The following is a 21,618-nucleotide window of genomic DNA, read 5'->3' on the forward strand; positions in this document are numbered from 1 at the left end:
CTCAGTGATCCTTGAAAATAGGCGGGCGCTTTTCGACGAAGGCCTGCATGCCTTCGCGTGCGTCCGCCGTCTGGTAGGCCAGGGTGGAAAGGTCGGACTCGATGCGCAGGCCGTCGGCAAGCGGCACCGCCAGCGCCCGCTGCACCGCCTCGCGCGCAAACAGCGACGCGCACAGGCTGTATCCGGTGAACTGCCGCGCGTAGTCTCGGCCGATGGCGGCCGGGTCGGCGCCGTCGACGATGCGGTTGACCAGGCCTATCCGTTCCGCTTCAGCGGCGTCGACGGTGCGGCCGGACAGGATGATGTCCAGCGCGCGCGCCTCGCCGACCAGCCGCGGCAGCCGCTGGGTGCCCCCGTAGCCCGGTATCAGGCCCAGCTTGATTTCCGGCAGGCCCATCTTCGCCCTGGGCGTTGCCAGCCTGAAGGTGCAGGCCAGCGCCAGTTCCAGGCCGCCGCCGAACGCATAGCCATGGATCACCGCGATTGACGGGATCGGCAGCCGGTCCAGGCTGGCCATGACCGCCTGGCCGAGTTCGGCGCCGCGTTTCTGCTCGAGCAGGCTGCGGTCCTGCAATTCCGTGATGTCGGCGCCGGCGCAGAAGGCCTTGTCGCCGCTGCCCACCACGACCAGCGCGCGCGCCGCCGAATTGCCTACCTCGGCGATGGCCTCGCCTATCTTCTCCAGCAGCGCGAAGCTCAGCGCATTCAGCGCCTGCGGCCGGTCTATCTGCAGCACGGCGATCTGGCCTTCATATCTCAGATTGATGCTCATGCGGTTTTTCCTTCCTTTACCAATGGGCCTGCTTCGCGCACCGGGCGCGGCACGATCTTGCCGGCCCGGGTCATTTCAACCAGGTCGCGTTTGAGTATCTTGCCGCTTGCGGTCATCGGAAACGCATCCATGCGGATGTAGTGTTCCGGCATATCGTACTTTGACAGGCCGGCGTCGCGCAGGTGCTGGAGCATGTCGCCGGCCTCGAGCCGGGCGCCGGCGCGGGCAATGACGGCCAGGCAGACTTGTTCCCCCAGGCGCTCATGCGGCACCGGGTAGGCCGCGACCTTCAGCACGGCGGGATGGCGCAGCGCGAGGTCTTCTATCCTGGCGGGGTAGATGTTGTGGCCGCCACGTATGATCAGGTCTTTCTTGCGGCCGACGATGCGCAGCGCGCCCTGGCTGTCGAACTGGCCCAGGTCGCCGCTCATGAACCAGCCATCGGCATTGAAGGAATTCTCGGTGGCTTCCTGGTTATCGAAATAGCCCAGCATCAGCAGGCCGCCGCGCCCGCCGATCTCGCCGATCTCGCCTGGCTGCACTTCGATGTCGGGGTTCTCCTGATTGAACAGGCGCACCTCGTAGCCGCGGCAAGCGCGCCCGCAGGTGGACACGATGGTGTCGACGTCGTCGGTCGGCAGCGGGTACTGGTGCGAACCGTTTTCCGTCATGCCGTAGATGTTCTGCGGCGTCACGCCCAGCTTCATGAACTGCTCGGCGATTTCACGCGGGATGAGCGTGCCGGCCATGTAGAAGGTTTTTACCTGGCCCAGCGATGGAAGCCCGCGCTGGCGCAGCGCCGCAAGCAGGTCGATCGCATGGGTAGGCACGCCCAGCACATAGCTGGCATTGGTTTCCAGCACCCAGTCTAGCGCGGACTTGCCTGCCGCGGGATTGTGCAGCACCAGCTCGCAGCCGATCACCAGCATCTGTTCGAACGCCACCGTGCCGATATGGTGGCTCATCGGGCTGAGCGACAGGATGACCGCGTCGCTGCAATGGTGCCAGTCGCTGGCCAGCGCGCGCCCGTTGGCCAGCAGGGTGTTATCGCTATGCATCACGCCCTTGGGCATGCCGGTGGTGCCGGAAGTGAAGGCAAGGTAGGTGATCTTGTCCGGGTTCAGGTCAGGCGGGGACAGAACGGACGGGGCGGCGCGTCCTGGAAACGGGCTGCTGCCGGCAGGCGCCGCCGGCGCGCCGGCGCCCGGCGGCGCGACGGCGAACAACTTCCTGACGGACGCAATGGTCGCGGCGGTCTCGAAGATGGAATGACGGTCGGCATCCGCGCCATAGCCCGGCATGGCAAACAGCGCCTTGCACTGCACCCGCCGCAGCAGCACCGTGATTTCCTCGGTAGTGTGATTCTGGTGCAGCGAAGGCGTGCATATATAGCCATTGCGGGAGCAGGCCAGGAACACGACCAGCGCTTCGACGCAACTGGGTAGCCAGGTCGCCACCCGGTCGCCGCTGCGCAGCCCGGCGTCAGACAAGACCTGGGACACGCTGTCGGCCCAGTCGACCAGCTCGCGCCAGGTTAGGCGGGCATGGACATCTCGCAACGCGCAGGCTGTCGGCCGCTGCCGCGCGTGCACGCGGGCCAGCGAGTACAGCGTGTCCTGCTGCCACACGCCGGAAAGATAATGGTCGCGGGCCAATTGCGGATTGTGCAGGGTAAGAAGGTTCTGCATGGTGTCGATGTCCGTCGCGGTCTACTTGCCGAATTTCGACGTGTCCGGGCTACGGCGCTGGGCAAAGGCTTCCGCCAGCTCCGTATGCTCGTCGGTTTCAAGATAGCCGCGCAGCAGCAGGTCATGAGCCATGCGCGAGAGCCCGCCAACGCCGCCGTGGCGCGCATTGAACGCCGACTTGATCGAGGCCAGCGCGAACGCGCCGCGGTCCGCGATTTCAAGCGCCATCTTGCGGGTCTCCTTTTTCAGGTCCGCATCCGGCACAACCTTGTTGACCAAGCCGATCGACATGGCTTCCTGCGCTGTCATTTTCGGGTTGCGGTACCAGATTTCCTTGGCGCGCTTCTTGCCGACCAGGTCTTCCAGATACCAGGTGCCATAGCCAGCGTCAAAGCTGCCCATCATCGGACCCACCTGGCGGAAAATGGCGCTTTCCTTGGCAATGGTTATGTCGCAGACCACCTGCAGCACATTGCCGCCCCCTACCGCGAAACCATTGACCGAGGCGATCACGGGCTTTTGCAGCCGGTCTATGCTCTCGTACATGTCCAGCGTCGGCAGCACGCCGGCATACAGCTGGGTATCCTCCATGCCTTCCTTGCGCCCGCCGATGCAGAAGAACTTGTCGCCGGCGCCGGTGATCACGATGACGCGAGTGCGGGTTTCGCGTCGGATCGCATTGATGCAGTCGCGGATATCATGGCACATCTGCGGCGTAAACATATTGCCGTCGTCGGGCCGGTTAAGGGTGATGGTGCCGATCGGGCCGTCTTCTTCGTAAATGATTTCCTGGAATTCCATGTCGTTCTCCTTGAGTCAGATAATGCCGTCGTTGCGCAATGCCCTTACTGCTTCAGCGGACATGCCTAGACGGCCCTGTAATACCGTTGCCGTATGTTCCCCAAGCGCGGGCGGCGGGCTGCGGTGCACCTGGGTCTTGCCATCGAATCCTATACCCAGGCCAAGCTGGGGCACCATGCCGCCGGCGGTCCGGGCCGCGTAAAAAAGTCCTTCTTCCAGCAGCTCCGGATCCTGCACGACTTCATCGACCCGGTTGATGGGGCCCGCCGGTATGCGCTGCGCCCCGAGCAGTTCCAGCCACTCCCTGCGGCTTCTGCGCGCAATGATCGCGGCTATCCTTTCCACGATTTCGGCCCGGTGCTCGCGCCGCTGCTGATTGCTGGCGAAGCGCGGATCATTGCCATAGTCCGGCTCGCCCACTGCGCTCCAGAAGCGCCGCCAGATCACGTCGTTGCCCAGTCCCAGTGTCAGCGGCAGGTCTGCCGCCTGAAATACCTGGTAAATCGCGATGACCGAGTCGCGCCCGCCCGAACGGGTGACCGCCTCGCCGGCGCCGAGATAAGGCACGATGCGCGGCGCCATGAAGCGCGTCATGCTGCGCACCATCGAGATATCGATCCGCTTGCCGCGCCCGGTGCGCTGGCGCTCGATCAGCGCGGCCAGCACGGCCATCGCAGCGTCCTGTCCGGCCAGCAGGTCGGCGGCCGGCGTGCCTATCTTCTGCGGCGCATTCTCGGGCTCGCCGGTCAGGTCCATGACGCCGGAATAGCCTTCGGCGATCAGGTCGTAGCAGGGCAGGTCGCGGCGCGCGCCGAGCAGGCCGAAGCCGGTCAGCGACGCATGGATCAGCGCCGGGTTCAGGGCCGCAAGGCGGGCGTAGCCGATGCCCAGCCTCTCCTGCGCACTGGCGCCCAGGTTGACCACCAGCACGTCGGCGCCGGCGATCAACTGGTCGAGCACCGCGCGCCCGCGTTCGCAGCTTATGTCCAGCGTGACGCTTTGCTTGTTGCGATTGACGCTCAGGAACCACAGCGATTCGCCATGCAGGAAGGGCGGTCCCCAGGCACGCGCATCGTCGCCGCCATGCTGTTTCTCCACCTTGATCACGGTTGCGCCCAGGTCTGCCAGCAGTTGCGTGGCATAGGGGCCGGCGATGGAGGTAGTGAGGTCGATGACGGTTATGCCTTCGAGCATGCGCATGCCGTCGCTTGAGTCGGAGATGGGAAGGAAGTCGAATGGGGTCATGGAATGGTCTCGGTCGAATATCCGTACCATTGCAAATCCTGTGCCCACGTGAACAGCAGGGCGTGGCAGACAAATTCGGCGCGTTTGTGCATTGCTAACCGACAGATTTTGAATTCAGTGTATTTTTAAACTACAGTGTTTATATTGGGAGACAGCAGTACATACGTAGAGAGAGAACGCATGATGCAGCGTGAAACGATGGGCATACTCGTCATAGACGACAGCAACACAGTGGTGGTCAGTTCCGGCCTGGCCCGCAACAGCCTGGTATCAAGACCCCTCGTGGCGCAGTGGGCAAAGCGCATCAGCGTTCCGATTCCACGTCTGTTCATGCTGGACGGCGCCACGCGCGCGCTGACCTGTTTTCTTGCGGAGACGCCGGGGGTCGGCTGTTTTCTGATCTTCAATGACGAGCCGGATGCGGCGCTGCTCGAATTCTTTGGCAGCATCGATTTCGCCACGGACATCATGCGCCACCTGATCACGAACCCGTTCGAGGCAATGACGGTGGTCGACGCCAAGGGCCTGGTCCGCTATCTCAGCCCGGTCCACGAAAAGTTCTTCAACATCAGGCATATGGAAGCCATAGGCAAGCATGTGACCGCCGTCATCGAAAATACCAACCTGCATGGGGTCGCGGCAAGCGGCAAGCCGGAAATCGGCCAGCTTCAGGAAATGCACGGCACCAGCCGCGTGGTCAGGCGCACGCCGATTTTCGACCGCCAGGGACGCTGCGTCGGCGCGATCGGCCAGGTCATGTTCAAGGGGCCGGACGCGATCCACGCATTAAGCGAAGAGATCGGCCGCCTGCGCAAGCAGGTCAGCTTTTATGAACGCGAGCTGTCCGGGATACGCAACCGCAGCTATGGTCTGGACCAGATTGTCGGCTCCAGTGAAGCGGTCAGGAAGCTCAAGGCAGATATCCTGAAGGTCGCGCCGCTTGATGTCCCGATACTGCTGGTCGGTGAAAGCGGAACCGGCAAGGAACTGGTTGCCCATGCACTTCATCTGCTGAGCCCGCGCAGCGGGAACACGCTGGTGCCGGTCAATGCCGCTGCAATGCCGGCCAACCTGGTCGAGAGTGAACTGTTCGGCTACGAGGCCGGCGCGTTCACCGGCGCGGACCGCAAGGGCCGCCAGGGCAAGTTCGAGGCGGCTGACCGTGGCACGCTGTTTCTGGACGAGATCGGCGATATGCCGCCCGACATCCAGGTCAAGCTGCTGCGGGTACTGCAGGACGGCAGCTTCGAGCGTGTCGGCGGCGACCGGCCCAAACGGTCGGATTTCCGCTTAATTTCGGCCAGCAACCGCGACTTCAGGGCCATGATCGCCAACGGCGGCTTCCGGCTTGACCTGTTCTATCGCATCAGCGCCATTACATTGCGCCTGCCGCCGCTGCGCGACCGGCTGGAAGATATCCCGGAGCTTGCCGAAACCTTCCTCGCCCATTTCGCCGAGCGCCATGGAAGCCGGCCCAGGGAGCTGGACCCGGACGCGGTGGCCCTGCTGCAAAGCCTGCCCTGGCCGGGCAACATCCGGCAGTTGCAGCACGCGGTCGAGCGTGCCGCGGTGTTTTGCGACACCGACGTGATCGGACCCAGGGATTTCGAGAGCATCCATGACGACACCGGCGCCATGTCCGGCCATGCGCTGCACGCCGAGCTTGCCGAACCTGCCGGGAAACAGCCGCAGGCGAGCAGCATGCAGCATGCCATGGACAAGGTGGAGGCGGAAATCATCCGAAGCGCGATGCAGAAGTTTGACGGTAACAAGAAGAAGGTCGCAGAGAACCTGAATATTTCCCGATCCTACCTGTACAAGAAACTGGCCAAAATGAATTCGGCGGCGACGGACGTCTGATCCGGGCTCGCGCCGCATGCGCACGTGAACGAATGTAGTTTTCGAAGACACATGTTCTTCAGTAAAGCATAAACGACGACACTTTCCCGCCGGTTCGCATCCCCCGATTTCTCCACAGCACGCGTGCGCCCCCTTGCCGGCGAGCATGGCACATCGTTTGCTGTATCCCGTTTCGGGAGCAGTCATGCGACGGAATCCGCCTGACATGAACTTGTCCATTTCGGACTTTGCTTTCTTCAGCCTGGTTGCTGATTCCAATAAACAGGAGACATGATGCGTGCAAGTAAACTAGCTGTCGGTGCGATCGCCATGGGGTTGGTCGCGGGCGCTGCCCAGGCCCAGGTATCGGCCGATGTCGTCAAGATCGGCGTCATGGTCGACAAGAGCGGCGTGTACTCCGCAAATGGCGGTTCCGGCGGCGTGGTGGCGGTGCAGATGGCCGTCAAGGATTTCGGCGGCAAGGTGCTGGGCAAGCCGGTCGAGGTTATCTCGGCCGACTACCAGAACAAGGTGGACATCGCCCTGACCCGGGCGCGCGAGTGGATAGACCGCGATAATGTCGACATGATCATCGAATCAACCGATTCGGCCGCGGCAATCGCCTTGCAGAAGTTGGGCGTGCAGAAGAAGAAGGTCATGATCTTCGCCGGTTCAGCCACCACCGCGCTGACCAATAGCGAATGCTCGCCGTATGGCATCCATTACGTGTATGACACTTATGCGCTGGCCACCGGCACCGGCCGGGCCGTGATGGACTCCGGCGGTGGCTCATGGTTCTTCATTACCGCGGACTATGCGTTCGGCTCTTCGCTTGAACGCGACACCACCAAGGTCATCGAGGAAAAAGGCGGCAAGGTGCTGGGCACCGTCAAGCACCCGCTTAACGCCAGTGACTTCTCTTCCTTCCTGCTGCAGGCCCAGGCCTCGAAAGCGAAAGTGGTCGGCTTCGCCAATGCCGGCAAAGATACGCAGAACGCGATCCGCCAGGCCGCCGAGTTCGGCCTGGCCAAGTCCGGGCAAAAGCTTGCGACGCTTTTGATCTTCGACACCGACCTCAAGGGCATGGGCTTGCCGGTCGCGCAGGGACTGCTGTTTACCACCGGCTATTACTGGGACATGAATGACGAGACGCGCGCCTGGTCCAAGCGCTTCTATGACATACACAAGGCCATGCCAACGATGATCCAGGCTGGCATGTACTCGGCGACCATGCATTACCTCAAAGCCGTGCAAGCTGCCAGCACTGACGACGCGGACAAGGTCATGCCGAAAATGAAAGCGGCGGACATCAACGACTTTTTCGCCAAGGGCGGCAAGATACGCGCCGATGGCCGCATGGTGCATGACATGTACCTGGCCGAAGCGAAGAAGCCCGCCGAGTCCAAAAGTGAATGGGATCTGCTGAAAATCGTCAAGACCATACCCGGCGACCAGGCCTATATGCCGCTCGCCAGCAGCGCCTGCCCGCTGCTGAAGAAGTAAGGCGCCATCGTCAGCCTGCCGTTCAGGCAGGCCAGGCGCCGTCCCCAGCGGTCGGCACGGCGGCCGCTCTGCGCGAGGCGGCTGTTTATCTATTCTCCAGCACTGCCGGCGTTCCTGTCCGGCCGCGGCCGGACTGGTTGTTTCTGCCGCAGGCAGCCGTCGAGCCCTCCGTCTCAAGAGCGCGTCTCGGCAAGGTGCCTGGGGCGGGGCAAAGCGCGCAAATCCAGGCTGCGTGCCCGGCCTCCGGTCGCGCAGCGCATTATTCACTTACCGGGAGATCGCATGACACAGAAGGAACCGCACTATCAGGGCAGCGTGGATGCTGGCGCAGTGAGGCCGCATTTTGGCGCGGTGCTCGGTTTCGAGCACATTGAGTCGGAAGAAAACAGCGCCGTCATCGTACTCAATCTAAGGCAGGAGCATTGCAATCTGCATGGCACGGTGCACGGCGGCGTGATCATGTCGCTGGTCGATGCGGCGGGCCTTTGGTCGGGTGCGCCGAGGGACGGCTCGGTCCCGGCGGCCTCCACGGCGTCGCTCAACTGCAACTTCCTGCGGGCTGCTAGGTTCGGGCCGGTTACGTCGCTGCGCGCCGAAGGCCAGATCACCAAGCGCGGCAGATCCATGTACTTTTCGTCCATCCGGTTGTACGCCTGTCCGAGCGGCGACCTGATCGCTTCAGGGCAGGGGGTCTTCAGCGTAGCGCCGCATCGCTCAAGTGCCGCATAAGACTTGCGCGGGTCCCTGACGGCCGATGACGCTGCCACCCGCATGCAATCAACGCGCCGGCCGTCCCGTTAATGGGTCGCGCCGGCATTAATACTTCTTCGTTAAGGTGGCGGTCGCCACAATTGGCGATGACTGCACCGATTTCTCTCCCGTCACCCGTCGGCCAGGATGTGCATGCGGCCAGTGCATTTCTCCTTCCCATGTGATCGAAAGTGTATTTTTCGTAGATGGGCAAGCGCGAGCGGGACCCTCATGCGCGCTGAAGACATGTGGCTCCGCGCGCTGCGCTAAACCGCGCTGCCTTGCTGGAACGCGGAATACCCGCCAGATCAAGGAATTGGGCAGCCGGCTGTCAGCCTTGCATAGTGTGGCCGGCGCGTTCGCCGCGCATTGGCACATCGCTTGCTAATACATTCCCAGCAAGCGCAGTTTCACACCGGCCGTTACGCACTCGCATGCTGGGCGAGCGGCTTCGATGAGGCGCAGGCCAATGTCAAATAACGTAGCGAGCAGCCGGTCCGGCGCACCCTTTGTGCCAGGTGCAGTGGCCCATGTGGCAGCAGCGGGCATGGACAAATTTCGTAATAACAAATTTCTTGATGGAGTGATTAATTAATGAAACGATCTACCGCCGACTTCGGGCTGACCGAGGAACAGAAAATGATCCGCGAAAGCGTGCTTTGCCTTTTGGAAAAAGTAATGCCGCACGAAAAAATCCAGGAACTGGATGAAGCGCGCCAGTTCCCGTTTGAAGCATATGACGGGCTCGCCAAAGCGGGATGGCTGGGCCTTCCGCATGAGCAGGTGTACGGCGGGTCGGATGGGTCATACAAGGACCTGGCGATCTTCGTCGAAACGGCCGCGTACCACAATGCGCAGCTTGCGTCGGCTTACCTGACGACGGTGATCTATGGGGGCATGCAGATAAAGTATGGCGCCAGCGCACAGCTGAAGTCGGAAATCATGCCTGGATTGATTGCCGGCGACATCCGTCTCGCACTGTGCATCACCGAACCGGAAACTGGTTCCGATGTGGCATCCATCCGCACCAAGGCGGTCCGCGACGGAGACGAGTACCTGATTAGCGGGCAGAAGGTGTACATCACCTGTGCTCACGTCGCGCACCATTTAGTGGTTGCAACCAAGACCGAGCGCGATGCCGCCCACAAGGGCATCACGCTGTTCCTTGTCGATGTCCGTACTCCGGGGATCACGATACGTCCGCTCAAGGGTCTGGGACGGCGCATGATCCATACCAATGAAGTCTATTTCGACGAGGTACGCGTACCGGCTAGCCGCATGCTGGGAGAACTGAACGGCGGCTGGAAGGCGCTAATGCGCGGCCTGAACCTTGAGCGGCTGTGTTTATCCGCGGCGGCGTGCGGCAACATGATGAAAATCATCGACTATTCACGTGACTTTGCAATAGAGCGCAAGCAATTCGGCAATCGTATTTCGAGTTACCAGGCTATTGCCCACAAGTTCGCCGACATGCAGATCATGTCGGAAAGCGCCAAGGTCATGACGCACCGGGTCGCCGACATGCTGGACGCCGGCGAGTCGCCCACCATGGAAACCGCGATGGCCAAGGTGCTCGCCACCGAAAACAATTCGCGTTGCGCCGACATGGGCATTCAGATCATGGGTGGTGCCGGCTACATGATGGAGCACGAAATGCAAATGTATTTCCGCGATGCGCGAGTTGGCTCGATCGGCGGCGGCACAAGCGAGATCATGCGTTCGATCATCGCGAAGCAGATGAAATTGTAAGAAATCTTATTTCGAATATCTATGATAAACGCGTGTAATCCATGCGCGGCGCTGAGTCTGTGACGTTCTACCACCACATCAAGGAGACAAAGATGAACATTAATCTAACGAAAAAACTGCTGGTCGCATGCGTCGCGGCACTGGGCGTCGCAACGTCCGCCGTGGCGGACGAGTATCCATCCAGGCTAATCCGCCTGGTCGTGCCGTTTGCTGCAGGAGGGCCGACCGATATCCTGTCGCGCGCTTATGCCAAGGGCTTGTCCGACGTTTTGAAGCAGCCGGTGGTGGTCGATAACAGGCCAGGGGCAGGGGGAAATATCGGAATCGACGTCGTGGCCAAAGCAGCGCCGGACGGGTACACAATCGGCTTCGGAACCAATGGACCACTTGCAGTAAATGTCAGCCTGTTCAGCAAGATGCCATATGATCCAGCGAAGGATCTTGCGCCAATCACATTTTTTGCATTTGTTCCGAATGTGATAGCAGTGCATCCTAGCCTCGGCGTGAAGGATCTGAAGGGACTGATCCGCCTGATCAAGGCCAATCCAAACAAATACAGTTTTGCTTCCGGCGGCAATGGCACGACCCAGCATCTCGGTGGAGAACTGCTTAAAACCATGGCCGATATCAAGCTGCTTCATATCCCTTACAAGGGAGAAGGCCCGGCCATGATTGATGCACTCGGCGGCCAAGTGCCGATTATTTTCTCCAGCATTGCCGCGGGTGTGCCTTATGTGAAATCAGGTAAGCTGATCCCGCTGGCCGTCACCTCGGCGAAAAGAAATCCTGCCTTACCGGATGTGCCGACGGTGGCTGAAGCCGGATTGCCCGGATATGAGGCAACTGCCTGGTATGGCGTTGTCGCTCCGGCTGGCACTCCCAAGGAAATCATTCAGAAACTGAACGCGGCAAGCCTCAAGGCCATCAATTCGCACGAAGTCTCGGAGCGCCTCGCTGCCAGTGGTGCTTCTGCAGCGCCGGGCACTCCCGAGGAGTTCATGGCGTTTATCCGGTCCGAGATACCACGCTGGGAACAAGTGGTCAAGCAGGCCGGCGCCAAAGTTGACTAATCTTTATTGGCACCCAAAAGACGACCGAAGGTATTGGTTCTATCGCATTCAGTGAGTCCCAGCCGGCATCGAACGCATGGACATGATTCGCAAGCGCCCGTTGCAGATGGACAGTGTCAACGGACAGTGTCAACGAGATGGCGTTTGCCGACCAGCTCTAGGAACTGGCAGCACAGCCCGTTCAGCTTGAGCCCGGCTTGCATTATGCTTGGTTTCGCACTTTAAAATTTAACGCGACAGAACCCTTGCGCGAATCCGGGGCCACCATCTCCCCTAATTTTTCCCTTTCGGATATGAATTATGACCATCAAGAATATTGCGAATGCATCCCGTCAGAATACCGTGTTTACTCAACTTGAAGCAGACTTTCCCGCGCATCGACCGCGCCGCAAAGATGCCGATCTTGCGCTGCAGGGAGTCAAGATTGTTGATTTCACGCACTTTATTGCGGGGCCTTTCGCCACCACAATCCTGGCCGACATGGGCGCCGAGGTCATCAAGATTGAGGCACCCGGCAAGGGCGATGATTTCCGCCAGTACCCGCCGATGGAGCCCGCATTTGATGGCGGGGCACCGTTCGTATGGACCAACCGCAACAAGCGCAGCATTGCATTGGACCTGAAGTCGCCAGAGGGCTTGGCGGTGGTGCGCGAACTGATCACCAAGGCTGATGTCGTCGTGGAGAATTTTTCGACCGGCGTGATGGAACGCCTGGGTCTCGGTTACGACTCCCTCCGCGAGAAGCACCCGAAACTGATCTTCTGCTCGGTCTCGGCATACGGGCGCAAGGGAGCGTTTGCAGACCGTGGGGGCTTCGACCCCATCGCCCAAGCGGAAAGCGGATTTATCTCGATGAACGGATATCCCGACCGGGAGGGAGTGCGGGCTTTGTCACCAGTGATGGATATCAGCACGGCCCTAATGACCAGCAACGCCATCCTAGGCGCTTTGATGGCACGCGTGCGAACCGGAAGGGGCCAGTCGGTCGAAGTCGCCCTGTTCGACAATGCCGTCATGATGACGGGGTATGCTCCGCTACAGGAGATCTTCTCGGGGAAACCACTCCGGCGGCCAGCCAACACTAGTCCGGATTCCTGCCCCTCGGGAGCATTCAGGGCGAAAGACCGGGCTTTCCTCATCAACAGTGGAAGCACTCCGATCTTTAAGCGGTTGATGAGCCAGGTAGTCGGCCTTCCGCACCTGGCGGAAGACCCAGCCTACGCGACCAACAAGGATCGCCTGGCACGGCGCGAGGAACTGTTCGCCGTGTTGCAGGATGTCTTTTCGCAGCAGCCCTGGGAATACTGGCAACCGCGCATGCGTGCGGCCGGGGTACCCTGCGGCGAGTTGCGCACTGTGGCCGAAGCCATCCGCTCGCCCGAAGCCCGTGAGCGCGAGATCGTCACACGCATTCCTCATCCAGAGTTGGGATGGGTGCCAAACGTGGCGTTACCCATCCGCTATTCCGACACGCCGCTGGCCGATCCCCGATATGCCCCGAAAGTCGGAGAACACACGAAGGAAGTGCTGGCCGATTGGCTGGGTTTTGACGGCGAGCACATACAGAACTTGAAACGGGCGGGGGCCTTCGGTTCTTCGCCGCAGGAGAGCCGATAATTTTTCGCTCAGTTCGCAATAATAGTTGATTATGGCGATTCTGGGGCGCGATGAAATAGCCCTCTACCCTTTTGAGGCTTAAGAGCTGCTACGGGGAAGTTTCCGGACACGGCGCAAGAACTGACCAGCATTTGGTGAATCACCTCCGCGCGGTCAAGTTGACCGTGCTTGTCCATGAAACGGAACCATGACAGGTAGTTGTCCGCCCAGCGGGTCGCCATACCATGAAATTGCCGTATCCAAAGCTTCAGACGACTATGGTGGGCGTTGACATATTGGATATGGAATATCCCTCGCTTGACCCGCACGCCAGCCCTGGCACTGATTTCCTGGTGGTCGACGCCTGCTTCTTTAGCGAACTTGCGGTATTTCGCTTCTGCATCCGTGCAAAGGGTCGTCATGCCACTGGCGTAGCTGCCAAGGATTGCCCCAATTGCTGAGAAATCGATTCTTCCCATTCCACCCACCTGGAACAGTACATGTCCCTGGCGGTCCTGCGCAACAAGCACACAGACCTGCTCTTTGCTGATGCCGCGCTTCATCGCCTTTCCGCCGCTTCGGCGCGGCTTCCGGCCGAACACCGCCTCGATGTTCCGGTGGCCCTTGTGGGATTCGAGGATATAGGTCTCATCCGACTCCATAATACCCGCGAGGCTATCGAAGCCCTTCGCGCGAATCGCGCAGAGCACCTTGTGACGCCAGTAGAACGCCGTCGTCAAGTGGATGCCGAGCTTCTTGGCGTTGAACCGCAGCGGCTTGCCGCAGACCATTTACTGAAGGGACTGCAGCCACTTGTCGCTGTAGTGAGTCCCAGCCAAGGGGCTCAGCGTCGTGTCATTGAAGGTCTTGTCACACTCAGGTGCTTTGCAGCAATAGCGCTGGCGGTCACGGTACTTCCCGAAGCGCACGACCTGCTCCCCCTGGCATGAGGGCAGCAGAGGTTTGACGTGTTACGCGCCTCCCAGATGTCCTTTATTCCGCCATGGATGTCGGGCTTCTTGTCGGGGAAGAGGTGGTCTTTCAGCGCAAAGAACAACTGATGCTGCTCGGCTAATGCAAGGCGAATGATGGCCTTGGTGAGCTTGGCTGCTGGCGACGATTTCCGAGCGCTTGACATGTCGCCAATCTACATCCAGATGTGTTGGCGCCGACCTGATATTGACCCACTGGCCAATCGAAATGTGACCCAGGGCGAGGCGCTGCGTTTTTGGCTGAGGTCGAGAACTTTTAGCCCTTTATATAGCGATGCGTTTGTCTCTTCCATTGCTACTTCTCCGGATTGAGTTCCCGACGTGATCCGTCGGGATCGAAGTGATGCGATGGTCAGAATTTCACTTTGCTGTAGATCTCGTCGCGCAATGCCTGCTCGAATTTGACGGGGTCGTTTCCGGTGCGAGCAACGATTGCTTCCCATTTCGACAGGTTTTTCACGAAGGCGTTGACGGCAACCTCCGGATTGCGGACGCCACGTTTTTTGGCAGCCTCGATCGCATTGCGTATTTCATCCTGGCGATAGCTCGCCAGCAGGTTGGTCAGTGCCTGGTCGGGCTTTCTGATGGTTACGCCCTTGGCCTTGGCTTGCGCTTCGACGTCATGGTCGTCCTTGACATAGCCAACTGCCAGCCTGGCCATGGCGCCGGGCAGGTTCTTGACGAAAGTAGCACGATCGGATTCCTTTACGCTCTTCCAGCTCGACTCGTTGAAGGCAACCAACGCACCACCTAGGTAGGCACCCATTGGCAGGTCGATCACGTTGCGCGTCAGGTCCCACAGCGACAGGGTCTGCAGCCATGACAGTGCTCCGATCATGCAGTCGAGTTGACCGCGTTCGATTGCTTCATAAGCTTCGGCGTTGGTTATGTTGACCGGAACACCGCCCAGGCGTGAGGCCCAGCGCCCGTATACGGTGCCCGCAGCACGCATTTTCAGACCCTTGAGGTCTGCCAGCGTCTGCACAGGCTTCTTGCACATCATCAGGTAGGGCGTAGTTGCATAGGTGCCCATGTAGATCGTCTTGTACTTGCGATACTCCTGCAGGCACTCGGGGCAACCCAAAAGTACCGTCTCGTTTACAGCCCCCATCGCCACCAGTGGATTTTCTACCAGGAATGCGAGGTCGGAAAGCGCTGTGTTCAGCGGGATTTCGTTCTGATGATATAGCGATACGATGAAGCCACCGTCCACCAGGCCGTCTCGGATGGCGGAGATTGTTCCTTTGCCGCCAACCATGGCGCCACCTGGATACAGATTGATCTTCAGGCTGCCTTTGGTTTCCTGTTCCACCGTCTTGAATAGAGGCTCCAATGCGTACCGGTTGCTGGCGTGAGTGGGCGGAAGGTAGTTGGAGTAGCTCAATGGCTTGCTCTGCTGTGCCACGGTCGGGAGTGCAATTGCCGCGAGTGCGAGCAATGCAGCCATCCTAAAGTACTTTTTCATGATCGTCTCCTTGTCGACCTTCTCGGTCTTGTTGAACGCCGCGACTGCGGAAATTGGACTAGTTACTCATCAAATTCGGGAGGTACAGGCTGATCTGCGGGAACCCTATAAGTAGAGCCATGATCAATCCCTCTGCTGCCAGGAACCAGATAAGGCCGTGAAAGATGCGCGATAGTGGCACCGCGGACCCGACCACGCCGCTGACCACGTAGGCATTGAGTCCCACCGGCGGCGTCAGCAAGCCGATCTCCAGGTACTTGACCACCAGCACGCCGATCCAGATCAGGTCAAGGTTGAGGGCCCGGAACATCGGCATCAGTACCGGCAGCGTGATCAGCATCAGTCCGACCGGATCGAGGAACATGCCCAGGAACAGGTAGATCAGCGATGCGCCCAGCACCACCAGAATGGGATCAAGCGCCCAGGCACCCATCAGCGTGGCCAGGTAGTTCGGCACGCCGCTAAGGGCCAGGAAGCGTGTCAGCAGAATGGCGCCTATGGCGACGAAGAATATCGATGCCGTGCTGGCCAGTGATTCCTGCACGCTGTCGATAAAGGCACGCCAGGTCAGTCGGCCCTGCAGCGCTCCCACCACGAAGGCCATGAAGGCGCCGACGGCCGCTGCTTCAGTGGTCGTCGCCAGCCCGCTGTACAGACTGCCGGCCACCGCTAGGATCAGGGCCGGTACCGGCCACACCTTGCGCAGTTCGGCCAAGCGTTCGGTCATGGTGACCTTCTCGTCGAGAGCCGGCGCCAGATTCGGATTGAGGTGACATCGTCCGATGATCATGGCGGCGTAGACAAACGCGGTTAACAGGCCCGGAAGAATGCCCGCGATCAGCAGCTTGCCGATGGGCTGGTCGGTGAAGATGCCGTACAGCACGAAAAGGATGCTAGGCGGAATCAGCGAGCCCAGTGTCCCGCTGGCCGCAACGACTGCGGTAGCCAGGCCGGGATCGTAGCGGGCTTTGAGCATTTCCGGAATCGCGATGCGTCCCATGGCGGCAGCAGTGGCCAGGCTGGAACCGGAGACGGCCGCGAAGCCTGCGCTTGCGAAGTTGGTCGCTACTGCCAGGCCGCCAGGCAGAAAACTGAGCCAATTCCGGGCTGCCGAGAACAGGCTGCGGGTGAGTCCAGTGTGGAAGGCGATCGCGCCCATCAGCAGGAACATCGGCACTGCCGAGAGGGACCAGCTTGCGGCAAACTCGAATGGCAGCCCGGCCAGTGCGGCCATCGCAGCGGACGGGCCGCGCAGGACAAACATGCCGCTCAGCGATACCGTACCCAGTGCGATTCCGATCGGGAAGCGCAGTGCCATCAGGACGACCAGAAGACCAAGTCCGATGAAGCCGACTGCAACGGGGGAAAATTCAGTCATCAGTCTTCTCCGTGAATGAAAGCAGGGTCTGCATCAGCATCCAGCAGCCCATCAGGAAGGTCGATACCGGAACGCACCAACGTGCCGGCCAGATCAGAATGTCGAAATGGATCGCGCTGGTGGATTCGCCAACGGTGCTCATATGGATCGCTTCAACGCCGGACGCCCAGGCGAACAGAAACAGATAGGCGGCGCTAACCATGTGTACCACCGCCAGCAGGATGCGAAGCGACTTGGGACGCATGCGCTCGGTGGCGAGCGTCATTACGATGTGGTGGTTGGTCTTCTGTACGTAGGCGAACGGCAGGAATGCGCAGGTTGCCATGGCGTAGAAGGACACCATCTCTAGCGTGCCGGGGACCGGCGCGTTGAACAGATATTTGAGTGATACGTCCAGTATTACCAGCACCATCATCAGCAGCAAGCCGACTCCGGCGATGCAAAGCGTCACGAGCGTGGCCAACTCGAGAAAACCCCGAACCATGTTCAGCTTCATCATATTCCCCTCCCCCTTTGTGCTGGCCAGTTGACCAGGTCTGGCGATTTCTCGCGATTTTTTATCGTTCCACTACTTGCATCTGATGGGCCAAGCGAGCGGCTGCGGTTGCCGCCTCGGCCACCGTCCGTTGCACGACTTCGGCTGCGCCCGGGATGTCGTCGACCAGAGCAGCCGACTGACCCAGCCAAGCGACGCTTCCACGCATGTCGCCATCGATGATCGCGCGCTCGTTGACGTCGGCGCGAACCATGCCGAGTATGGTCTCGCGAGCCGCCCGCTTTCTCTACGTCGAGAATCTTGCTGGCCCATTCGTTGGCCAAGGCCCGCCCGGGGGTGCCCACCGATCGCTTGATGACTACCGTGTCATCGGCGCCAGCCCGGATCACGGCATCCTTGTAGTTCTGGTGCGCGGAGGCTTCGCGTACTGCGATGAAGCGGGTGCCGACCTCCACGCCGGCGGCGCCTAGCGCCAGTGCTGCCGCCATTCCAAAGCCGTCGGCGATGCCACCGCCTGCCAGCACGGGAATGTTTACGGCGCGCTTGACCAGCGGTATCGCCACCATATTGGTCACGTCTGTGCGGCCGATATGCCCGCCGCCCTCGTAGCCGACGGTCGCCAGCACATGTGCGCCAGCCTGTTCTGCCTTCTTTGCCTGCTCGGGACCGGAGACAAGCACCAGGATGCTGATCCCGGTGTCGGCCAGACGATCGATATAGGGCTTGGGATTGCCGCCGGTGAAGGACACCGCCGCCACGCCTTCTTCTGCAACCAGATCGAGCAGGTGGTCGATCTTGATATGCCCGACAGGAAAATTGACGCCGAAGGGTGCGCTCGTAAGCTGCTTGGTCTTGCGTATTTCTGCGCGCAACAGGTCTGCCTCCGCCATCCCGGCGACCGCGATTTGTCCCATTCCGCCAGCGGCAGATACTGCTGCTGCTGCCAGCTCTGCGCGGGAGATACGCGCCAGGCCGCTTTGTACAATTGGATAGCGGATTCCCAGCGCTTTGCTGGCCGGGGTGTCGATGCTCATCGGGTGCGCTGTGGAAGGTGCATTCATGGCTGGTCTTCCCCGGTTGCCGATGACCAGTGCCTCCACGGGAACGCCACCCTTCCTGCCAAGGATTAACGGATTGACGTCGATTTCGCTGACAGCGTCGCGCAGGTCGGCTGCCAGCGCCGATACCCGGCATACGGCTTCGGCAAGGGCATCGACATCCAGTGCCGGCACGTTCCGGAAACCGTTCAGCAGCGGCGCCTTGCGCAGCGACAGGATCATGTCCCGCGCCTGGGAATGGTTGACCGGGGCCAGGGCGACGGCGACGTCGCGGGTAAGTTCGACGTCGACGCCGCCAAACCCGCATACAACCAGCGGCCCGAATTGCGCGTCGCGGCGGGCACCGATCATCATCTCGACACCCCGTTCGGCCATCTGTTGCACCAGTATGCCATTGAGGATGGGGGTGTCCGGTAGCGCTGCGGCCGTATTCCGCAGCTCGCTTGCGGCGCGCTCGACCGCGGCCTTGACCGCGCTTGCCGGATTGGCCACCAGTATTTCGCGCGTCACCCGAACCCCGTATGCGGCAAGTACTCGCTTGGACTGGCTCTCGCTCAGAGCCGGGCCGTGGCCACTAGCGGCTGCGCCGGCGAATACCTCGCGTGCGGTTTTGGCGTCGCCCTCGGCCGCCAGCGCAGGCTCCTGCAACAGCCGGTCCCGGTTGTGGTAATGGTCTGTCGACAACTTAAGCGCTTTGATGCAGCGAGTCATGGAGTGGAACATGGAGATTCGCGGTGAAGCGTCATACACTTCGCTGCCTGGACCGTTGATCCATTCATTGATCCACACCAAGCAGACCGGCTTGTCCAGTTCGTCAGCCAAGCCGGACAGGAATTGTGCCAGTTCGATCGTGGTCGGACGGTATGCCGACATCATGGGCACAACCACTGCGGCAAAACCTGGATCCTCTGCGAATGCGCGTATGCAGTCGCCATACATCTGCATGCTCTTGAGCGATTCGGCAGTCAGGTCGCAGGGGTTGGCGGTGGAGCCGAAGTCCGGTACCACGTTTGCCAGCCTGGCCGAGGTGGCGGCGGCGGGAGGCGGTAGCGCCAGCCCGATTTCCTCGGCTTTGTCGGCCGCCATCACGGCTGCGCCGCCGGAACTCGCCATCACGCCCTCGACTTTGGGCGGGCCTGACTTGGAGAACAGGACTGCCGTTTCCACGATTGCCTCCCAGTTGTCGATGATTACCATCCAGTGGCGCGGAATGCGGCCTCATATGCAGCTGTGGACCCTGCCATGGTGCCGGTGTGCGACATGGCAGTTCGCTGACTGATGACACTGTTTGCCAGTTTGTAGATCAGGAGGGGTTTGTCGGCAGCCAATGCCATGCGTGCCGCTTCCAGCAGGCGCTCCCCGTCGCGAACGCCTTCGAACATGCAGCAGATCACCTTGGCGGCATTGTCCTCGACCAGATAGTTGATCATGTCGCAGACGTCGACGTCGCAGGAGTTTCCCGGCGAGAGGTAGTGCGTGAAGCCGATGCCGCGCTCCATCGATTGCATCATGCAGTATCCCAGCGCAACGCTTTGGGAAATTATCCCGATGTCGCCCTTGACCATGCGCATCTCGTTAAACTTCGGCATGAAGTTCAGGCCCACCATGCTGTTCAGGTTGGCAATACCGACGCAGTTCGGTCCCAGCAGGCGCATGCCGGACTCCTGGGCGATATACGCCTGCGGTACTGTGTCTGAATGGACTCGGGTTTGCCGACTTCGGCGAAACCGGCCGAATACAGGATCATGCCGCCCACCCCCACTGCGGATGCGCGCTGCACCAGACCTTCAACTTGCGCCATCGGTACGATTACGATCACGCGATCAGGTACTTCGGGCAGGTCCTCCAGCCTTGAGTGGCACTTCAGTCCGGAGACCAATTCATAGCGAGGATTGATAGGGTAAATATTGCCGGCGTATCCTATACGAATGTTGTCCAGCGTTCGTGCTCCGAACGAGCCCAGTGTGTCAGAGGCGCCGATGACGGCAATGCTGGCCGGATCAATAAGCCGCCGCATCTCTTTGCGCCCGAAAAGTCGCGTGCGGTTCGGTACATAACCCGTTGTCGTTCTCATAGTCCCAATTCCCTTGAAATCAGTTGTCGTTGTATCTGCGAGGTGCCGCCGCCCACGGTAGCGTTGCGGGCATCGCGCCAGTGGCGCTGCATGTTGTAATCGGTGGTGTAGGCATGGCCACCGAGGATTTGCATGCCGGCCGCGGTAACGCGCTGCAACATTTCTGAAACGAAGAGCTTGGCCATGCTCGCCTCCTTGCGGCAAGGTAGGCCCTGGTCATAGCGCCATGCGGCCATTGCAGTGAGCCAGCGCCCCGCCTCCAGTTCTGTTGCCATGTCAGCCAGACTGTGAGCGATTACCTGGAACTGCCCGATCGGACGGCCGAATTGCTGCCTTTCCCGAGCGTAGGCCGTGGCTTCCTCCAGGGCACTGCGGGCGGTACCGATGTAATTGGCCGCCAAGGTAATTCGTTCGCGTTCCAGGTGGCGCCCGATGTAGGTCCAGCCCTCGCCGGCTTCGCCGATGAGGTACCTTGATGGCAGACGGACGTCGTCGAAGAATATTTCCGTCAGTCCCAGTATTCGGCGCCCGATAACGTCCAGGCGATTGATCGTCAAACCTGGCAGGTTATTGGGGACCAGGAACAGCGAGATACCTTCCTGACGGGTGGCGCCTTTTGCCGTGCGTGCGGCGACGATCATCATGTTGTCCGGCGCATCGGCGCCGCTGGAAAATACCTTTTGTCCTCGCAGCAGCCAGTCGTCGCCATCACGACGGGCGGCAGTGGTCAGAGATGCCGCGTCCGAACCGGACTGCGGTTCTGTCAGGCTGAAGGAAAGCTTGACGTGCCCGGTCGCTACTTTCGGCAGGATTTCCTGTCGCAGATCTTCCGAAGCAAAGTCCGCGAGGATCATTGACCCCCAGGCCTGCAGGGCGATGCGGGTTGCGAAGTCAACACTGGGCCGGGCAACTTCCTCGTACAAAATGGTGCAATCTGCCATCGAGCTGCCGAGGCCACCGTAGGCAACCGGGACCACCATAGCGACGAAACCAGCCTGCACCATGGCTTGATAGACCGGCTCGGGGAAAATGCCATCGTGGTCCCAAATCCGTACTTTCTCGTGCGAGCACTCGGTTCGCACCAAGCGTTCGATCGCGGCACGAAGAAGATTCTGCTCTTCAGTTGGTTCGAAATTCAAGGG

The 21,618-nt window shown here is 60.5% G+C and carries 19 protein-coding genes; 6 read left to right on the plus strand and 13 right to left on the minus strand.

The genetic code is table 11. The features are described from left to right. Window position 1 precedes the first annotated feature (1 nt). Genes QOL82_RS23380 through QOL82_RS23395 form a run of 4 tightly spaced genes read right to left on the minus strand, consistent with a single transcriptional unit; the run spans window position 2 to window position 4,506 of the window. On the minus strand, window positions 2–772 hold the full coding sequence (locus tag QOL82_RS23380) for an enoyl-CoA hydratase/isomerase family protein (protein ID WP_283444731.1): 771 nt from the start codon (window positions 770–772) through the stop codon (window positions 2–4). Further along, on the minus strand, window positions 769–2,460 hold the full coding sequence (locus QOL82_RS23385) for a class I adenylate-forming enzyme family protein (RefSeq protein ID WP_283444732.1): 1,692 nt from the start codon (window positions 2,458–2,460) through the stop codon (window positions 769–771). Before QOL82_RS23385 ends, QOL82_RS23380 begins: the two co-directional genes overlap by 4 nt. Before the next feature lie 21 nt (window positions 2,461–2,481). Next, the gene (locus QOL82_RS23390) at window positions 2,482–3,261 is read right to left on the minus strand and encodes an enoyl-CoA hydratase-related protein (protein ID WP_283444733.1); all 780 of its coding nucleotides are present in this window, start codon (window positions 3,259–3,261) and stop codon (window positions 2,482–2,484) included. A gap of 15 nt (window positions 3,262–3,276) precedes the next feature. After that, a complete protein-coding gene (locus tag QOL82_RS23395; protein WP_283444734.1) occupies window positions 3,277–4,506 on the minus strand; it encodes a CaiB/BaiF CoA transferase family protein in 1,230 nt (409 codons plus the stop codon). Window positions 4,507–4,686: 180 nt separating this feature from the next. Here QOL82_RS23395 and QOL82_RS23400 point away from each other — a divergent pair, with 180 nt between their 5' ends. The 6 genes from QOL82_RS23400 (at window position 4,687) to QOL82_RS23425 (ending at window position 13,034) form a co-directional block, all read left to right on the plus strand. Further along, window positions 4,687–6,366: a sigma-54 interaction domain-containing protein gene (locus tag QOL82_RS23400; RefSeq protein ID WP_283444735.1), complete on the plus strand. Its 1,680-nt coding sequence runs from the start codon at window positions 4,687–4,689 to the stop codon at window positions 6,364–6,366. Between the two features lie 273 nt (window positions 6,367–6,639). After that, on the plus strand, window positions 6,640–7,848 hold the full coding sequence (locus QOL82_RS23405) for an ABC transporter substrate-binding protein (protein ID WP_283444736.1): 1,209 nt from the start codon (window positions 6,640–6,642) through the stop codon (window positions 7,846–7,848). Window positions 7,849–8,130: 282 nt separating this feature from the next. Continuing rightward, complete coding sequence (locus QOL82_RS23410; protein WP_283444737.1) at window positions 8,131–8,577, plus strand: PaaI family thioesterase; 447 nt, start codon at window positions 8,131–8,133, stop codon at window positions 8,575–8,577. Window positions 8,578–9,192: 615 nt separating this feature from the next. After that, a complete protein-coding gene (locus tag QOL82_RS23415; protein WP_283444738.1) occupies window positions 9,193–10,347 on the plus strand; it encodes an acyl-CoA dehydrogenase family protein in 1,155 nt (384 codons plus the stop codon). A gap of 92 nt (window positions 10,348–10,439) precedes the next feature. Further along, the gene (locus tag QOL82_RS23420; RefSeq protein ID WP_283444739.1) at window positions 10,440–11,417 is read left to right on the plus strand and encodes a Bug family tripartite tricarboxylate transporter substrate binding protein; all 978 of its coding nucleotides are present in this window, start codon (window positions 10,440–10,442) and stop codon (window positions 11,415–11,417) included. 300 nt (window positions 11,418–11,717) lie between these two features. Beyond that, window positions 11,718–13,034, plus strand: coding sequence for a CaiB/BaiF CoA transferase family protein (locus QOL82_RS23425; RefSeq protein ID WP_283444740.1), 1,317 nt, complete (start codon window positions 11,718–11,720; stop codon window positions 13,032–13,034). A 29-nt stretch (window positions 13,035–13,063) separates the two neighbouring features. Here the strand turns inward: QOL82_RS23425 and QOL82_RS23430 are convergent, their stop codons facing one another. The 9 genes from QOL82_RS23430 to QOL82_RS23465 form a co-directional block, all read right to left on the minus strand. Beyond that, window positions 13,064–13,804, minus strand: a complete 741-nt coding sequence (locus QOL82_RS23430; RefSeq protein WP_283444741.1) for an IS1595 family transposase — start codon at window positions 13,802–13,804, stop codon at window positions 13,064–13,066. Then, window positions 13,805–13,942 (minus strand): hypothetical protein, encoded by a 138-nt coding sequence (locus QOL82_RS29310; RefSeq protein WP_430438531.1) that lies wholly within the window; start codon window positions 13,940–13,942, stop codon window positions 13,805–13,807. Window positions 13,943–14,357: 415 nt separating this feature from the next. After that, on the minus strand, window positions 14,358–15,470 hold the full coding sequence (locus QOL82_RS23435; RefSeq protein WP_283444742.1) for a C4-dicarboxylate TRAP transporter substrate-binding protein: 1,113 nt from the start codon (window positions 15,468–15,470) through the stop codon (window positions 14,358–14,360). Window positions 15,471–15,528: 58 nt separating this feature from the next. Next, window positions 15,529–16,848, minus strand: a complete 1,320-nt coding sequence (locus tag QOL82_RS23440) for a TRAP transporter large permease (RefSeq protein ID WP_283444743.1) — start codon at window positions 16,846–16,848, stop codon at window positions 15,529–15,531. Then, window positions 16,841–17,347, minus strand: coding sequence for a TRAP transporter small permease (locus QOL82_RS23445; RefSeq protein WP_283444744.1), 507 nt, complete (start codon window positions 17,345–17,347; stop codon window positions 16,841–16,843). The genes QOL82_RS23440 and QOL82_RS23445 overlap by 8 nt, the downstream gene beginning before the upstream one ends. Then, window positions 17,344–19,599 carry a nitronate monooxygenase gene (locus tag QOL82_RS23450; protein ID WP_283444745.1) on the minus strand — a complete coding sequence of 752 codons (2,256 nt, stop codon included), beginning with the start codon at window positions 19,597–19,599 and terminating at the stop codon, window positions 17,344–17,346. Before QOL82_RS23450 ends, QOL82_RS23445 begins: the two co-directional genes overlap by 4 nt. After that, the gene (locus QOL82_RS23455) at window positions 19,593–20,057 is read right to left on the minus strand and encodes a hypothetical protein (RefSeq protein ID WP_283444746.1); all 465 of its coding nucleotides are present in this window, start codon (window positions 20,055–20,057) and stop codon (window positions 19,593–19,595) included. Before QOL82_RS23455 ends, QOL82_RS23450 begins: the two co-directional genes overlap by 7 nt. After that, entirely contained in the window at window positions 20,015–20,476 is a 462-nt protein-coding gene (locus QOL82_RS23460) for a CoA-binding protein (protein WP_283444747.1), read from the minus strand. Before QOL82_RS23460 ends, QOL82_RS23455 begins: the two co-directional genes overlap by 43 nt. After that, window positions 20,473–21,615 (minus strand): acyl-CoA dehydrogenase family protein, encoded by a 1,143-nt coding sequence (locus QOL82_RS23465; protein ID WP_283444748.1) that lies wholly within the window; start codon window positions 21,613–21,615, stop codon window positions 20,473–20,475. Before QOL82_RS23465 ends, QOL82_RS23460 begins: the two co-directional genes overlap by 4 nt. Window positions 21,616–21,618: the final 3 nt, after the last annotated feature.

This window comes from Noviherbaspirillum suwonense, from assembly GCF_900182955.1.
Classification (GTDB): domain Bacteria; phylum Pseudomonadota; class Gammaproteobacteria; order Burkholderiales; family Burkholderiaceae_D; genus Noviherbaspirillum_A; species Noviherbaspirillum_A suwonense.

Coding starts and splice junctions, on each gene's coding strand:
- QOL82_RS23380 (WP_283444731.1), bottom strand. CDS start 772: ATGAGCATCAATCTGAGATATGAAGGCCAGATCGCCGTGCTGCAGATA.
- QOL82_RS23385 (WP_283444732.1), bottom strand. CDS start 2,460: ATGCAGAACCTTCTTACCCTGCACAATCCGCAATTGGCCCGCGACCAT.
- QOL82_RS23390 (WP_283444733.1), bottom strand. CDS start 3,261: ATGGAATTCCAGGAAATCATTTACGAAGAAGACGGCCCGATCGGCACC.
- QOL82_RS23395 (WP_283444734.1), bottom strand. CDS start 4,506: ATGACCCCATTCGACTTCCTTCCCATCTCCGACTCAAGCGACGGCATG.
- QOL82_RS23400 (WP_283444735.1), top strand. CDS start 4,687: ATGATGCAGCGTGAAACGATGGGCATACTCGTCATAGACGACAGCAAC.
- QOL82_RS23405 (WP_283444736.1), top strand. CDS start 6,640: ATGCGTGCAAGTAAACTAGCTGTCGGTGCGATCGCCATGGGGTTGGTC.
- QOL82_RS23410 (WP_283444737.1), top strand. CDS start 8,131: ATGACACAGAAGGAACCGCACTATCAGGGCAGCGTGGATGCTGGCGCA.
- QOL82_RS23415 (WP_283444738.1), top strand. CDS start 9,193: ATGAAACGATCTACCGCCGACTTCGGGCTGACCGAGGAACAGAAAATG.
- QOL82_RS23420 (WP_283444739.1), top strand. CDS start 10,440: ATGAACATTAATCTAACGAAAAAACTGCTGGTCGCATGCGTCGCGGCA.
- QOL82_RS23425 (WP_283444740.1), top strand. CDS start 11,718: ATGACCATCAAGAATATTGCGAATGCATCCCGTCAGAATACCGTGTTT.
- QOL82_RS23430 (WP_283444741.1), bottom strand. CDS start 13,804: ATGGTCTGCGGCAAGCCGCTGCGGTTCAACGCCAAGAAGCTCGGCATC.
- QOL82_RS23435 (WP_283444742.1), bottom strand. CDS start 15,470: ATGAAAAAGTACTTTAGGATGGCTGCATTGCTCGCACTCGCGGCAATT.
- QOL82_RS23440 (WP_283444743.1), bottom strand. CDS start 16,848: ATGACTGAATTTTCCCCCGTTGCAGTCGGCTTCATCGGACTTGGTCTT.
- QOL82_RS23445 (WP_283444744.1), bottom strand. CDS start 17,347: ATGATGAAGCTGAACATGGTTCGGGGTTTTCTCGAGTTGGCCACGCTC.
- QOL82_RS23450 (WP_283444745.1), bottom strand. CDS start 19,599: ATGGTAATCATCGACAACTGGGAGGCAATCGTGGAAACGGCAGTCCTG.
- QOL82_RS23455 (WP_283444746.1), bottom strand. CDS start 20,057: ATGCGCCTGCTGGGACCGAACTGCGTCGGTATTGCCAACCTGAACAGC.
- QOL82_RS23460 (WP_283444747.1), bottom strand. CDS start 20,476: ATGAGAACGACAACGGGTTATGTACCGAACCGCACGCGACTTTTCGGG.